7 protein-coding genes and 1 pseudogene are annotated in these 14732 nt (G+C 70.2%); 5 read left to right on the top strand and 3 right to left on the bottom strand.

The genetic code is table 11. The annotated features are described in order from the left end of the window. Positions 1–89 precede the first annotated feature (89 nt). From P4826_RS14850 to P4826_RS14860, 3 genes are read left to right on the top strand one after another with little or no spacing between them, the layout of a single operon-like run. The gene (locus P4826_RS14850) at positions 90–2387 is read left to right on the top strand and encodes a diguanylate cyclase domain-containing protein (protein ID WP_317701154.1); all 2298 of its coding nucleotides are present in this window, start codon (positions 90–92) and stop codon (positions 2385–2387) included. Positions 2388–2438: 51 nt separating this feature from the next. After that, on the top strand, positions 2439–3149 hold the full coding sequence (locus P4826_RS14855; RefSeq protein ID WP_317701155.1) for a uracil-DNA glycosylase: 711 nt from the start codon (positions 2439–2441) through the stop codon (positions 3147–3149). Between the two features lie 14 nt (positions 3150–3163). Further along, positions 3164–4768 carry a gamma-glutamyltransferase family protein gene (locus tag P4826_RS14860; RefSeq protein ID WP_317701156.1) on the top strand — a complete coding sequence of 535 codons (1605 nt, stop codon included), beginning with the start codon at positions 3164–3166 and terminating at the stop codon, positions 4766–4768. Between the two features lie 57 nt (positions 4769–4825). On the opposite strand, the gene P4826_RS14865 is transcribed toward P4826_RS14860, so the two are convergent. Both P4826_RS14865 and queA read right to left on the bottom strand, forming a co-directional pair. Then, positions 4826–8413 (bottom strand): patatin-like phospholipase family protein, encoded by a 3588-nt coding sequence (locus P4826_RS14865; RefSeq protein WP_317701157.1) that lies wholly within the window; start codon positions 8411–8413, stop codon positions 4826–4828. A 220-nt stretch (positions 8414–8633) separates the two neighbouring features. Further along, complete coding sequence (queA, locus tag P4826_RS14870; protein ID WP_317701158.1) at positions 8634–9734, bottom strand: tRNA preQ1(34) S-adenosylmethionine ribosyltransferase-isomerase QueA; 1101 nt, start codon at positions 9732–9734, stop codon at positions 8634–8636. Between the two features lie 163 nt (positions 9735–9897). On the opposite strand from queA, the gene P4826_RS14875 reads away from it, so the two are divergent. Next, entirely contained in the window at positions 9898–11073 is a 1176-nt protein-coding gene (locus P4826_RS14875; RefSeq protein ID WP_317701159.1) for a GGDEF domain-containing protein, read from the top strand. A 179-nt stretch (positions 11074–11252) separates the two neighbouring features. Here the strand turns inward: P4826_RS14875 and P4826_RS14880 are convergent. Beyond that, positions 11253–12493, bottom strand: a pseudogene (locus P4826_RS14880) (cyclic di-GMP phosphodiesterase). A gap of 94 nt (positions 12494–12587) precedes the next feature. On the opposite strand from P4826_RS14880, the gene recG reads away from it, so the two are divergent. Beyond that, the gene (gene recG, locus P4826_RS14885) at positions 12588–14678 is read left to right on the top strand and encodes an ATP-dependent DNA helicase RecG (RefSeq protein WP_317701160.1); all 2091 of its coding nucleotides are present in this window, start codon (positions 12588–12590) and stop codon (positions 14676–14678) included. Positions 14679–14732: the final 54 nt, after the last annotated feature.

Consider the following 14732-nt stretch of genomic DNA (forward strand, 5'->3'; position numbering starts at 1 on the left):
TACAATGGCCTGCATCGTCTCCGTGGCAGGCCATAGCCACGCCCACAGCCCACGCCGAGGTGTTCTTGCAGCCCATCGCGCCGTCACATATGCAGCGTTTCCGCCGCGAATGGTGGTGGCTGGGTCTGGGCGCGCTGCTGGTGGGCGCGATGCTGGCGCTGGGCCTATGGCATGAGCGCCAGCAGACCGAGGCACGCGAGCGCCAGCACCTGGCGCAACAGGCGCGCATGCTGCACGACAACCTGGTGCCGCAGCTGGGCGCCATCAACCATGTGCTGGCCAGCCTGCAGGCCGATGTGCCGCGCTGGCGCCAGCGCCCCGGCGGCATGGCCGAGCTGAACCAGCGCCTGCAGCTGTTTTTTGCGGCCCTGCCGGGTGTGCGCAGCCTGAATGTGCTCGATGGGCAGGGGCGGGTACTGGCCTCCAGCCATGACGAGGCGCTGGGACAGGACTTTGGCCGGCGTGACTACTTTCAGATGGCGCGCACCGGCATGGCGCCCGAGACGCTGCTGGTGAGCCGGCCCTTCCAGGGCGCGCTGGGCGGCTGGGTGCTGGTGCTGGGGCGTACGCTGACGGCTGCGGACGGCAGCTTCGATGGCCTGCTGACGGCCTCGCTGAACCCCGAGTACCTGCATGTGGTGCTGCAGTCGGTGCGCTACGCCAGTGATCTGTTCACCTCGCTCACGCATGGCGACGGCCAGCGCCTGATGGCGCTGGGCGACGCCAATGAGCGCGCTGGCGACAACCTGGCCATGCCTGGCAGCCTGTTCATGCAGCATCTGCAGAGCCAGCGCAGCGACAACCTGCTGCGCGGCCCGCTGCGCCCCGGCGGTGCGGACTACCTGGTGGCCATGCGCAACCTGCAACCACCCGGGCTGCACATGGGCAAGCCGCTGGTCGTGGGCGTGGGGCGTGCCACGCAGGCGATGTGGGCGCAGTGGCGCCAGCGGGCGCGTTTTCTGGCGCTGGTGTATCTGCTGTCTTGCGCAGCGCTGGCCGGCGGCCTGGCGGCTCTGCAGCGCCGGCAATGGCGGCTATGGCACACGCAGGAGCTGCTGGAGCGCCAGCAGGCCCTGCAGCGCCAGCAGGAGGACATGCTGCGCCGCCTGGCGGACAACCTGCCCGGGCTCTTGTACCAGTACCAGCTGGAGCCCGACGGCCGCAGCCATTTCCCCTACGCCAGTCCGGGCGTGACCGATGTTTTCGGCCATCCGCCCGAGTCCTTGCGCGCTGACGCCGGGCCCGCCCTGGCGCGCATCCACCCGGCGGATCGGGTCGCGGGCGAGGCGGCCATGCAGGAGTCGGCGCGCACGCTGGGCGTCTGGCAGGGCGAGTACCGCGTGACCCTGCCCGGCCGTGGCGAGCGCTGGCTCAGCGGCCAGGCGCGGCCGCAGCGGCTGCGCAGCGGCGCCGTGCTTTGGCATGGCTATGTGCATGACATCACCGAGGCCAAGCGCCAGGCCATGGAGCTGCAGGAGAAGGAGCGGCTGCTGCGCCACCTGATGGAGCAAATGCCCATCGGGCTGTGCATCGTCGATGAGTCCGGGCATTTCAGCTTTCGCAACCAGCGCTTTGCCGAGTACTTCGGCTATCCGGCGAGCGAGCCGCTGACGCTGCAGCGCTGGTGGCAGGAGGTCTACCCCGACGCCGACTACCGCGCCCGCGTGCTGGCGCTCTGGAACGAAGCCATGGACCATGCCGACGCACATGACGGCACCCTACCCGGCCATGAGTACCGCGTGACCACGCGCTACGGCACGCAGCGCATCATGGCCATTGGCGGCATAGCGATGGGCGGGCGCTTCATGGCCAGCTTCATCGACCTGACCGAGCAAAAGGCGCACAGCGACCTGCTGCGGCATCTGGCCTTTGTCGATGGCGTCACCGGCATTGCCAACCGCCGGCGCTTTGACGAGGCCTTGCAGCGTGAATGGCGCGACTGCCTGCGCAAGGGCAAGCCACTGGCGCTGCTGATGTTCGACATCGACCATTTCAAGGCCTATAACGACTTTTACGGCCACCAGCGCGGCGACGGCTGCATCAAGGCCGTGGCGGCGGTGCTGCGCGCCGGCCTGGGCCGCCCGCATGATCTGGCGGCGCGCTATGGCGGCGAGGAATTCGTCTGCCTGCTGCCCGACTGCGGGCCACAGGACGCCCGCGCCAAGGCGCAGGAGCTGTGCCAGGCCGTGCGCAGCCTGGGCCTCGCGCACAGTGCCTCGCCCGTAGCGCCGGTGGTCACGCTGAGTGCTGGCGTGGCCTGCCTGGTGCCCGACGAGCGCAACAGCCCCGAGGCGCTGCTGGCGCTGGCCGACGCCAACCTCTACCGCGCCAAGTCTGCCGGGCGCGACCGTGTCGATCAGGGTGTTGAAACACTACAATTACAATAGCTGTTTGCGCTTTATTGACGGGCGTTATAGGTTGATTTAATGCTTGAAAACATGCATGCCGAAGCGGCCACGCAGCTGCGCAGCGCCAACCCGGACGACTGGCCCGTGGCGCCGGGCTGGCAGGCCCTGACGGCGGGCTTTTTTGCCAGCGCCGAAGGTCGCTCGCTGCTGGACTTTCTGCGCCAGCGGCTGCAGGCCGGGGCGGTGCTGTTTCCGCCCGAGCCGCTGCGCGCGCTGGCGCTCACGCCGCCCGAGGCCGTGCGCGTGCTCATCCTGGGGCAAGACCCCTACCACGGCCGCGGCCAGGCCGAGGGGCTGGCGTTCTCGGTCGCGCCCGGCGTGCGCCTGCCGCCCTCGCTGCAAAACATCTTCAAGGAAATGCGACGCGACCTGGGCACGCCCTTCCCGCCCTTCCCCGACCCCGGCGGCAGCCTGGTGCAATGGGCCACGAACGGCGTGCTGCTGCTCAACACCTGCCTGACGGTGGAGGAGGGCCAGGCCGCCAGCCATTCCGGCCGCGGCTGGGAGCGCCTGACCGACGCCGTGATCCGCCATGTGGCCGAAGGCGCGCGGCCGGTGGTCTTCATGCTCTGGGGCAACCATGCGCAAACCAAGCGTGCGCTGATTCCCGCCGATCGCGGGCATCTGGTGCTCACCTCCAACCACCCCTCGCCGCTGTCGGCGCTGCGCCCGCCCGCGCCCTTTATCGGCAACGGCCATTTCGGCCAGGCGCGCGCGTTTCGCGAACGGCAAGGGGCTTGACGCAAACCCGCACCATGCACAACGCACAGACCCTCGACTGGACCCTGCCCTATGCCTCGCAGCGCAGCGCGGTGCTGGGGCGCAACGTGGTCGCCACCTCGCAGCCGCTGGCGGCCCAGGCCGGCCTGGCCATGCTGCAGGCCGGCGGCAACGCGGTGGACGCAGCCATTGCCGCTGCCATGGCGCTGACAGTGGTCGAGCCCTCGGGCTGCGGCATCGGCAGCGACGGTTTCGCCATCTGCTGGGACGGCAGGCAGCTGCACGGCCTGAATGCCTCGGGCCGCTCGCCCGCAGCCTGGACGCCGGAATACTTTGCGCGCCTGGGCGGCATTCCCGAGAAGGGCTGGAACGCCGTCACCGTGCCCGGCGCCGTATCCGCCTGGGTGACGCTGTCCAAACGCCTGGGCCGGCTGCCGTTTGCCCGGCTGGCCCAGCCGGCCATCGATTACGCGCGCCATGGCTTTCCGGTCTCGCCGACGATTGCGCGCCTGTGGGAACTCGGCGCCGCCAGGCTGGGCGACCAGCCCGGCTTTGCCGAATGCTTCCTGCCCGCCGGCCGGCCGCTGCGCGCCGGCGAGATCTTCCGCAGCGAGGCCCATGCACGCACGCTGGAGCTGATCGCCGCGACCGAGGGCGAGGCCTTCTACCGCGGCGAGCTGGCCGAGAAGATGGCCGCGCACGCCCAGGCCCATGGCGGCGCGATGACCGTCGAAGACCTGGCCGCGCACCAGCCCGATTGGGTGGGCACGGTGAGCCAGCGCTTTGGCGATTCGGTGATCCACGAGATTCCGCCGAATGGCCAGGGCATCGCCGCGCTGATGGCGCTGGGCATGCTCGATGAACATGGCGTGGGCGCCCACCCGGTGGACGATGTACGGACGGTGCACGCCAGCATCGAGGCCATGAAACTGGCCCTGGCCGACCTGCACCAGTACAACGCCGACATGGATCACATGCAGGTCGCGCCAGCCGAGCTGCTGCATGCCGACTACCTGCGCCAGCGCGCCGCGCTGATCGACCCGGCGCGCGCCGGCGCCCCGAGCTATGGCGCGCCGCGCCCCGGCGGCACGGTGTACCTGGCGGCGGCCGACGCCTCCGGCATGATGGTCTCGTTCATCCAGTCCAACTACATGGGTTTTGGCTCGGGCGTGGTGGTGCCGGGCACGGGCATCAGCCTGCAAAACCGCGGTCATGGTTTCAACCTGGTGCCGGGCCATGCCAACCAGGTGGGGCCGGGCAAGCGGCCCTCGCACACCATCATCCCGGCCTTTGCCATGCACGCCGACGGCAGGCCGCAAATGGCCTTTGGCGTCATGGGCGGGCCCATGCAGAGCCAGGGCCATGTGCAGATGGCGCTGCGCGTGCTGCGCTATGGCCAGAACCCCCAGGCCGCCGCCGACGCGCCGCGCTGGCGCGTGACCGGGGGCAAGGGCGTGGCCGTGGAGCCGCATTTCGACGCCGCCGTGGTGGCCGGGCTGCGCGCGCTGGGCCATGAGGTGACGGTGGAGGCGGGCAACGGTGTGTTCGCCTTCGGCGGCGCCCAGCTGGTGCTGCGCCAGGGCGACATCTACATCGCCGGCTCGGATTCGCGCAAGGATGGTTGCGCGGTGGCGTTTTAGGCGAAATTTGCCGTCAACGCTTGTCAGATAAGCGCAAGCAGCTATGATTTTAGGAATTCAATACGCACCGGTGCGCTCCGGCTCCGGCGCTGGCAGCCACAGCTCCAGCGTGCCCGGCTGGCCCTTGAGGCCAGTGGGCAGGCCGGTGACCCAGACCTTTTGCCGGCTGGCCGGCGACCAGCGCGGCTGCACCAGCTGCGCCAGGGCCTGGGCGCAGGGGCGTAGCCGGGCCTGGTGGACGACGAAGGTCGGTTGCTGCCAGGGCACGGGCGGGCGCTGCTGGCGCATGGCGGCGGTGCGCGCCACGTTTTCTATGCGCGGGATGCGCAGCGCGCCGGCACCGGCCTGCTGCAGGCGCTGGCGCAGCTGCTCGGCACGCTCGCGCGTCGCTTCGTCGTAGATCTGCGTGTACAGCAGGGTGCCGGCCGGGCAGTCGTCGCGCAGGCCCGCCGCCTCGGCGGCGCTGATGGCGGTGATCAGTTCGGGCATGGCGCCGGCGGCGGGCGCCTCGGTGCTGGTCGCCGTGGGCGCCGGCGCGGGCGTGGACACGGACGCGGCTGGGGCGGCGGCCACGCTGGCGGACTGTTCGCGGCCGCGCAGCAGCGCCCATGCCTGCGCCAGGTTGTGGATGGCGTCGGGCGGGCGGGGCAGGGGCTGCCAGTAGTTCAGCGCACTGCCGCTGCCGATTTTCTTTTGCGCGACCTCGCACAAATCCCTCTGGTGCTGGCGTTCGGTCTCGGCGCAGGCGGCAATGGCCTGGGCGTTGCCCGTGCATTGTTCGTTCAGGCGGTCGAGCAGCCGCTTCACGGTGATCTGCTCGGCCGGGCTCAGGGCCTCGCTGCCGTCGAGGGCGCGCAGCTGCTCCACATGGCCCAGGGTGTGCGCGCCCACGCGCCTGCAGCTGCCGGACACCTCGAGCAGCTCGCGCGAGGAGTCGTCCAGCAGCTTGCTGATCTCGGCCTGGCGCGCGTCGGTGCTGCGGTTGAGCTGCTCCTGCAGCTGCCACAGCGACAGCAGCAGCGTGCCGGTCACGCCCACGCCGACCGATGTGCCTATGGCCGCCGCACGCACGCTGCGGCGCCAGCGCGGCAGGCGCGCCTGGGCGTCCGGCGCCGGCGGTGCCTGGGTCTCGCGCGGCTGCTGCAGGCGCTCGGGCAGGGCCAGCTTGTGCAGCTGCACCCTGTCCCAGCCGGGCAGCTGGGCCAGCCAGCGGTCGTACACGGCCTGGCCCAGGTCCTGGCCCAGGCGTTGGTAGCTCTCCCACTGCGCCTCGTCGAAGAACTGGTCGCCCGTGGACTCGTGCGGAAAGCTGGGGTGGCGCTGGGCGTAGGACAGCAGGTCCAGATCCAGGCCGACATGCAGGTTGGGCTTGACGACCAGCAGCGTGCCCTCGCGCTCGCCGCGCGCCGGGTCGCTGTGGCGGTAGCGTATGCGCGCCAGCAGCACGCCGCGGCGCGTGCTGTTGTCGGCCAGCTCGTCGGGCGAGAGCACGGTCAGGTTGTCGCCGGGCAGGCTGAGCAGGCGCGCGGCCTCCTGGCGGCTGTAGAACTCGATCTCGGCGTCCAGGTCGATGCGCGCCTTGCGCACCAGGTTCTCGATGTCGGCAAAGCGGTACTCGGGGTCGGCGCTGGCGTCCGACAGGATGATGAAGTCGCACTCGCGCTTGATCAGCGCGTACACACCGGTGTTGTCGAAATGCCCGCCGTCCGACAGATACCACCAGGGCCGCGCCGGCCCGAAGAACCGGGCGCGCGCCTCGCTCCAGAGCATCAGCGGCTTGGGCCCGCGCCGCCACAACCAGGTCTTCAGCGGTGTCAGCGCCTGGGGCAGGGGCGACTCTATCCAGTGGCCCAGGCGTATGCCGAGCAGAAACATCACCAGCGCCCAGCCGCGCGAGGTGTAGGCGCCCGCGCCCGGCGCCGCCGCCGCGCCCGAGACGGCCACCCAGCCGCCCAGCGTGCCGGCGGCGCGGCCGGCGCTGGCCGTGGCGGCGCCGTCGTCCCAGCGCAGCACCTCTTGCGTGCCGACCTCCAGCGCGCGCGCCGAGGCGATCACCAGCCGCCCCTTGCGGTCGGCGTTGAACAGGCCCGAGGCGTCGTCGCGCGTCTGGTTCAGGCAGGCGCCTATCAGGTGCAGCGGGCCGCCGTCGGCCTCGGGGTGGTGGCAGGCCAGATCCACGTCGTCGCCCGCGGCCACCTCGGTCACGCTGCGCAGGCGGGCATCGGCCGGCGTGAAGGGCGTGCAGATGCCGCGCCGCCGGTTGCCCACCGCCAGCCAGGCGCGCACCAGGCGCGCCTGGTAGAAGCCCGACAGCGAGGAGGCATTCGCCGCCTGCGCCAGCCGCGCCGTGGTCAGCCACCACCCCAGGGCCGCCAGCGCCAGCATGGCCCAGCGCATCCAGGCCGGAAAGCCGCGCAGCAGCGCCAGCGGGGCCTCGGCAAACACCCACCACTGCACGGCCAGCAGCCAGGCCAGCAGCAGCACCAGGGCCCCCAGGTGGCCGGCAACGTTCAGCAGCAGCGGGCCCAGCGCCATGGTGTGGCGCGCCTCGGCCTGGGCCGCCAGCTGTTGCAAGACCGGCGCCAGCCCGCGCAGCACGAACAGCAGGGCGCCGCCCGCGCCCACGCCGCCCCAGACCCAGCCCGACGGCTGGCTGCTGGAGAGCATCAGCAGCAGCCACCAGCTGGCCCAGTCCAGCGCGCCGGCGCCGGCCAGCAGCAGACAGGCCAGCAGGGCACCGCGCAGCCACCGGGTCAGCTGGTTGCGCAGCCGCGCCACGGCCAGCAGGCGCGGCTCGCGGGCCAGCGCCAGGCGGGCCATGGCGCTGGCATGGCCCAGCGCGGCCGACCACAGCGCCAGCACCAGCAGGGGCAGCACCAGCTCGGCCTGGCGCCAGGCCTGCAGCAGTGGCAGCCGGCCCGGGCGCAGCGTGAGCGCCAGGGCCACCAGGATCAGCCCCGCCAGCAAAAAAGCGTCGCCGGGGTAGAGGCGGCGCCCGGCGGGATCCGGGCTGCGCGTCTCGGGCGCCGCCCAGTAGCCCACCAGCAGGCCGGGCAGCAGGGCCGCGGCCCACAGCAGAGCCAGGGCAAACCAGGGCGAGGCCCAGCCCTGCCAGGCCGTGGCCTGCAGCCAGCCCAGGCTGTGCTGCAGCAGATGCGGCAGGGTCAGCGCCAGCGCCACCGGCACCAGCGCGAAGAAGGCCTCGATATGCACCGCCAGAAAGGCGCGCAGATAGGTGACGATGAGAATGCCCACGTCGCGCGAGCCGGCGGGCGTGAGGTAGCGGCCGTTGCTGCGCAGCCAGCCGAGCATGTCGGAGTGGCCCGCGGCCAGCATCTGCTGCGCCTGCGCCAGGCCCAGCGCGCTGATCAGTCGCCCCAGCATGGCGCCCACGTAGCCGCCGCCGGAGATGGTGGACAGGTAGTCCACGCGCCTGAACAGCCCCTGCGCCGCGAGGCCACGCAACAGGCCCAGGCCAAAGGTGGCGCTGCGCACGCCGCCGCCCGACAGCGCCAGCCCCACCGTGGGCAGCTGGCGCGCCTGGGCGTTGCCCAGGCCGGCATGGCGGCGCCGGCGCAGAACCGCCGCGCGTTCATCGCGCTGCAATTGCTGCTGCGCCGAGCGGGTGGACGGTTGGGCGGCCATGGCGCATACGGTAGGCGCGCGCCAGGGCCACGTCAACAGCCGGCCGAATGCGCCGGCGTAGTGAGCAACCGCTTTTTTGGGGTGAAGAAGGGGCGCGGCGCATGAAACTGGCACACCCCAGGCCAGCAGGCGCCGCGCAAGGGCCGCCCCGCCGCGCTGGCGTCGTCCCCCTTCCCGAATGGCGCCGCCATTCGAGAGAAGGGGGAAGCGGCGAAGCCGCTCAGGGGGTTGTCCTCTCCCTACGCTGCAGCAGCATGGCGTCGCCGTAGCTGAAGAAACGGTAGCGCTGGGCGATGGCGTGGCGGTACAGCAGCATGATGTGCTCGTAGCCGGCGAAGGCGCTGACCAGCATCATCAGCGTGCTCTTGGGCAGGTGGAAGTTGGTCAGCAGCAGGTCCACCACCTGGAATGCAAAGCCCGGCGTGATGAAGATGCGCGTGTCGCCCCGGGCCTGGCCGCTCTGCGCCCAGGACTCGAGCGTGCGCACGGTGGTCGTGCCCACGGCCAGCACCCGCCCGCCGCGCTGGCGGCAGCGCTCCAGGGCGGCCAGCGTGGCCAGCGGGATCTCATACCACTCGCTGTGCATCTGATGTTCGGCCAGGTTCTCGGTCTTCACCGGCTGGAAGGTGCCGGCGCCCACATGCAGGGTGACGTTGGCGGTCTCCACGCCGCGCTGCTGCAGCTGCGCCAGCACGGCGGCGTCGAAATGCAGCGCCGCCGTGGGCGCGGCCACGGCGCCGGGGGCGCGGGCGAACACGGTCTGGTAGCGCTCGGCGTCCTCGGCCGCGTCCGGGTCGTGGGCGGCGTTTTGCTGGCGCTCTATGTAGGGCGGCAGCGGCAGGTGGCCGTGGCGCTCCATCAGCTCCCAGGCGCTCTCGCCGGCCGGGCCATGCAGGGCGAAGTGAAACAGCGGGCCGTTCTCGTCGGGCCAGCGCGCGAGCAGGGTGGCGTCGAAGCCGCCCGCGCGGCGCCCGCCGGCCATGTGGATGGTGGCGCCGGGCAGGGGCTTTTTGCTGACCTTCATGTGCGCCACGACTTCGTTGCCCGTCAGCACGCGCTCGATCAAGAGCTCCAGCTGGCCGCCGCTGGCCTTCTCGCCAAAGACGCGCGCCTTGACCACCTTGGTGTCGTTGAACACCACCAGGTCGCCCGGCTGCAGCAGACCGGGCAGCTCGCGGAAGATGCGGTCGGTGGGCGGACTCTGGCGCCCGTCGAGCAGGCGCGAGCTGCTCCTCTCGGGGGCGGGGTGCTGGGCGATGAGCAGCTCGGGCAGCTCGAAGTCGAAGTCGCTGAGGGTATGGATGCGGGGGCTGGGGGACATGCGTATTCTTGACAAAGGCGGCCGGCCATGGCGGCAGGCGCAGGGGGCGATTGTCGCAACTGCGGCGCGGCCCCGTGGCGGCGTGGGCACTTTAGAAAGGTCAAGCTATCGCACTCCAAATCCCATAGACTTTGTCTTTTGTCAAGCAATCGTTCGACGGCGTATGGATACCTCTTTCATTTGGGATGATGGCTTTGTCACCGGCCTGGATGTGGTGGATGCGCAGCACCATGCGTTGGTGGATCTGTTCAACGAGCTGAACCAGGCGCTGTTCTCGCCGGCCGGCGACCGCCAGGCGCTGCTGGCCGATATCTACGCCCGCCTGCTGGCCTATGCCGAGTACCACTTCCGCGAAGAGGAGCAGCTGATGGCGCAAAGCGGCCTGGACGCGCGCCATGTCCAGGCGCATTGCCGGCTGCACCAGCAGTTCGTGCAGCAGATACGCGTGATGTGGGCGCGGCGCGGCACGCAGGCCGATTTGGGCGCCATGCTGGTCGACTTTCTGACCGCGTGGCTGGGTCTGCATATCCTGGGCATAGACCGGTCGATGGCGCGGCAGATCGCGTCCCGGCGCCAGGGGCTGGACGCGGCCGAGGCCTTCGAGCGCGAGCGCCAGCGCGCAAGGCATGACGACGGCATGCAGACGCTGCTGAAGATGATCAACCGGCTGTATTCGGCGCTGTCGGTGCAGAACACCCAGCTGGCCAGCGCCAACCAGGATCTGGAGGAGCGCGTGACCCAGCGCACGCGCGAGCTGGAGCTGGCCAACGAGCGCCTGCGCCTGCTCTCGCGCACCGATGCGCTGCTGGACATCGCCAACCGCGCGCATTTCAACGAATGGCTGGAGCAGGCCTGCACCCTGGCGCGCCGCACCCAGCGGCCACTGGGCCTGGTGATGATCGACGTGGACTGTTTCAAGCGCTACAACGACCGCTACGGCCACCAGCAGGGCGACACCTGCCTGCAGGCCGTGGCGCGCGCCGTGGCCGGCTGCCTGCGCCGCGACGCCGACCTGGTGGCGCGCTACGGCGGCGAGGAGCTGGTGGTGGTGTTGCCCGATACCGGCATGGCCGGCGCCACGGCCCTGGCGCAGCGCATGGTGCAGGCCGTGCAGGCGCTGGCCCTGCCGCATGCCGACTCGCCGGTCGGGCCCTGCGTGACCATCAGCGCCGGCGTGTGCAGCCAGGTGCCCCATGCGGGTGCGGACGGCGCCAGCGGCTCGGCGGCGTTGATCGCCCACGCCGACGCCGCGCTCTACCAGGCCAAGCACCAGGGGCGCAACCGTTGCGTGGCGCATGCGGAGGGTGGGGATGCCGCTGGAATGCTCTCGAAAATATAGGTATTCGCGCTTGCTGCGTGGCGGTTTTAATGAAATATTGCCTGAACCGCTACTTCTCGGGCATTCGATAGAAATCGTTGCAGTGGCGAGCGCGGCGCGCTCCTGATGCCATAGCTTGCCCCTCGCAGGCCGCTATGGCTGGATCAGAACGGCGGTGGTTTTTTTGCCGTCGCCGGCGCTCACCAGGGCTGGTGCGGCAGCCCGGACCACAGTTCGTTCAGATCCGGGAACTGCCAGCGCGCCGGGTCTTCGCGCCCGGCGATCTGCTCGCGGCAGCCGGGCGCGGACAGGTCGATCAGCTCGGGCGGTATGCGCATGTCCGACTTGGTGGAATAGAAACCTTCACGCGCGGCGTGAGCAGCGTGCCGGGCGACTGCTCGGTGACCACGCCCAGGCGCCCCGATGTCAGGCGCACCAGCGAGCCCACGGGGTAGATGCCCAGGCTTTTCACGAAGGCCTGGTACAGGCGCTGGTCCAGATGGTCGCGCGTCCACTCGGCCATGCGGCGCAGCGATTCGGCCGGGTCCCAGCCGGCCTTGTAGGGGCGGTCCGAGGTGATGGCGTCGTACACATCGCAGATCGCCGCCATGCGCGCCAGGGTGGTGATCTGCTCGGCCGGCAGGCGGTGCGGATAGCCCGTGCCGTCGATCTTCTCGTGGTGGTGCAGGCAGGCGTCCAGCACCGGCGCGGGCAGACCCTGGCCCTGCAGCAGGGCGTGGCCGGCGCCGGGGTGGCCGCGCATCAGGGCGAACTCGGCGTCGCTGAGCTTGCCCGGCTTGTTCAGGATCGCCAGCGGAACATGGGCCTTGCCAAGGTCGTGCAGCAGGCCGGCCAGGCCCGCCTGCTGCGTGGCCTCGTCGTTCAGGCCCATCTGCCGCGCCAGCCCCACCATCAGCGCGCACACGGCCACCGAGTGCATGAAGGTGTATTCGTCGGCGGTCTTGATGCGCGCCAGGCTGATCAGGGCGCTGGGGTTTCGCGTCACCGAGTCCGCTATCTCGCTGACCAGGCCCGGGGCGCTGCTGGCGTCCACCGCACGGCCCATGCGCGCCTCGCTGAACATGCTGATCACGGCCTGCTTGGCGTTGGCGCAAATGCTGGCGGCGCGCTGCAGCTCCTGCGCCATGGGTGTGGCGGCCGACGGCGGCTCTGCCTGTACCGGCTCTGCCTGCACCGGCGACGCCTGGGGGGCTTCACTCACCTCGCCTTCGGCCTGTGCTGTGGCTGCGTTGGCCAGATCCAGTCCCTTGGAGATGTCGATCAACACCTCCTGGATGCTGGTTTCGCGTATGCGCAGCAGATCCTGCGGGTCTTCGAGCAGAAAACGCGTGCGCCAGAACGGATGCTCCATCCACGAGCCGCAAAGTTCGTGCAGGTACATTCCCAGGCTGAGCTGCTGCACATGGATGCGTTTGAGCATGAAAACTGATCAGGATGACGAAAGTAACTTCCTATTTTAATTGTTTCAAAACCACACTGAAACCCCTTGCCCGGACGCCGGCGCGGCTTTGACAATGGTTGATCAAAGCCCCGCGCAAAAGGCCCTGGTCAAGCTGGGCCTGACGCGCCCCATCGACCTGGCCCTGCACCTGCCGCTGCGCTACGAGGACGAAACGCGCATCACCCCTTTGCGGAACACACGCGAGGGCGACATGGTGCAGATCGAGGCCACGGTGACCGCCAGCGAGGTGCAGCTGCACCCGCGCCGCCAGCTGGTGGTGACGGTGGAGGATGGCACCGGCAGCTGCGAGCTGCGCTTCTTCAGCTTCTACCCATCGCACCAGAAGACCATGGCCGTGGGTGCGCGGCTGCGCGTGCGCGGCGAGGTCAGGGGCGGCTTCTGGGGCCGGCAGATGCTGCACCCGGCCTTTCGCAAGGCTGAAGGCGAGCTGCCCCAGGCATTGACCCCCATCTATCCCACCGTGGCCCAGCTGCCCCAGGCCTATCTGCGCCGCGCCGTGGCGAGCGCCATGGCGCGCGTGGAGCTGCCCGAGACCCTGCCGCCAGGACTGCAGCCGCCCGTGGCGCGGTTTGATAGGGAAAACGGGCTACAAAGACCGTGGAATCTGCGCGAATCGCTATTATTTTTGCATCACCCATCACCCGACGTGGCGCTGGCCACGTTGCAGGATCACAGCCACCCGGCCTGGCAGCGCCTGAAGGCCGAGGAGCTGCTGGCGCAGCAGCTGTCGCAACTGACGGCCAAGCGCGAGCGCGCCTTGCTGCGCGCGCCCGAGCTGCGCCCGGCGCAGGCGGCGGGCGCACCGGCCCTGCACGAGCGCCTGCTGGCAGCGCTGCCCTTTGCGCTGACCGCGGCCCAGCGCCGCGTGGGCGAAGAAATCGCGCATGACCTGGCCAGGCCCGTGCCCATGCACCGCCTGCTGCAGGGCGATGTGGGCTCGGGCAAGACCGTGGTCGCGGCGCTCGCCGCCTGCGTCTGCATGGATGCCGGCTGGCAATGTGCGCTGATGGCGCCCACCGAGATCCTGGCCGAGCAGCATTTCACCAAGCTCATTGGCTGGCTGGAGCCGCTCCTGGCCGAGCGCGGCCAGCAGGTGGCCTGGCTGGTTGGCGGGCAGAAGAAGAAGGAGCGCGCCGCCATGCTGGAGCGCATCGCCAGCGGCGCGGCGGCCCTGGTGGTGGGCACGCATGCGGTCATCCAGGAGCAGGTGCAGTTCAAGAACCTGGCCCTGGCGGTGATCGACGAGCAGCACCGCTTTGGTGTGGCCCAGCGCCTGGCGCTGCGGCAGAAGTTGGCTCGCCATGGCTTGGAGCCGCACCTGCTGATGATGAGTGCCACGCCCATACCGCGCACCCTGGCCATGAGCTACTACGCGGATCTGGACGTCTCCACCATAGACGAGCTGCCGCCCGGGCGCACGCCAGTGGTCACCAAGCTGATCGCCGACAGCCGCAAGGATCAGGTGGTCGAGCGCATCGCCGCGCAGGTGGCGGCGGGGCGGCAGGTGTACTGGGTCTGCCCCTTGATCGAGGAGAGCGAGGCGCTGGATCTGTCCAACGCCACGGCCACCCATGTGGCGTTGAGCGAGGCCCTTCCTGGCGTCACCGTGGGCCTGCTGCATTCGCGCATGCCATCCGCCGAGAAAAAGGCGGTGATGGAGGCATTCAAGAGCGGCACCATGGGCGTGCTGGTCTCCACCACCGTCATCGAGGTCGGCGTGGACGTGCCCAACGCCAGCCTGATGGTGATCGAGCATGCCGAGCGCTTCGGCCTGTCGCAGCTGCACCAGCTGCGCGGGCGCGTGGGGCGGGGGGCTGCGGCCTCGGCCTGCGTGCTGCTGTACTCCACGGGCGACAGCGGCCGCCTGGGCGAGACGGCGAAGGGCCGCCTGAAAGCCATGGCGGAGACGACAGACGGCTTCGAGATCGCGCGGCGCGACCTGGAGATACGCGGCCCGGGTGAATTTTTGGGCGCGCGCCAGTCTGGCGACGCGCTGTTGCGCTTTGCCGACCTGGCCACCGATGGTGCGCTGCTGGACTGGGCGCGCGAGGCCGCGCCGCAGATGCTGGACCAGCACCCGCTGCTGGCCGAGCAGCACATACAGCGCTGGCTGGGCACAAAGTCCGACTATCTGAAGGCGTGAGCCGGCGCGCGGCAACCGCGCCGCGGCCGCGCATTGCACAATGTCGCGTTTTAG

It is taken from the genome of Diaphorobacter limosus (genome assembly GCF_033100095.1).
Taxonomy (GTDB): domain Bacteria; phylum Pseudomonadota; class Gammaproteobacteria; order Burkholderiales; family Burkholderiaceae_C; genus Alicycliphilus; species Alicycliphilus limosus.

Coding starts and splice junctions, on each gene's coding strand:
- P4826_RS14875 (WP_317701159.1), top strand. CDS start 9,898: ATGGATACCTCTTTCATTTGGGATGATGGCTTTGTCACCGGCCTGGAT.
- queA (WP_317701158.1), bottom strand. CDS start 9,734: ATGTCCCCCAGCCCCCGCATCCATACCCTCAGCGACTTCGACTTCGAG.
- P4826_RS14850 (WP_317701154.1), top strand. CDS start 90: ATGCAGCGTTTCCGCCGCGAATGGTGGTGGCTGGGTCTGGGCGCGCTG.
- P4826_RS14855 (WP_317701155.1), top strand. CDS start 2,439: ATGCATGCCGAAGCGGCCACGCAGCTGCGCAGCGCCAACCCGGACGAC.
- recG (WP_317701160.1), top strand. CDS start 12,588: ATGGTTGATCAAAGCCCCGCGCAAAAGGCCCTGGTCAAGCTGGGCCTG.
- P4826_RS14860 (WP_317701156.1), top strand. CDS start 3,164: ATGCACAACGCACAGACCCTCGACTGGACCCTGCCCTATGCCTCGCAG.
- P4826_RS14865 (WP_317701157.1), bottom strand. CDS start 8,413: ATGGCCGCCCAACCGTCCACCCGCTCGGCGCAGCAGCAATTGCAGCGC.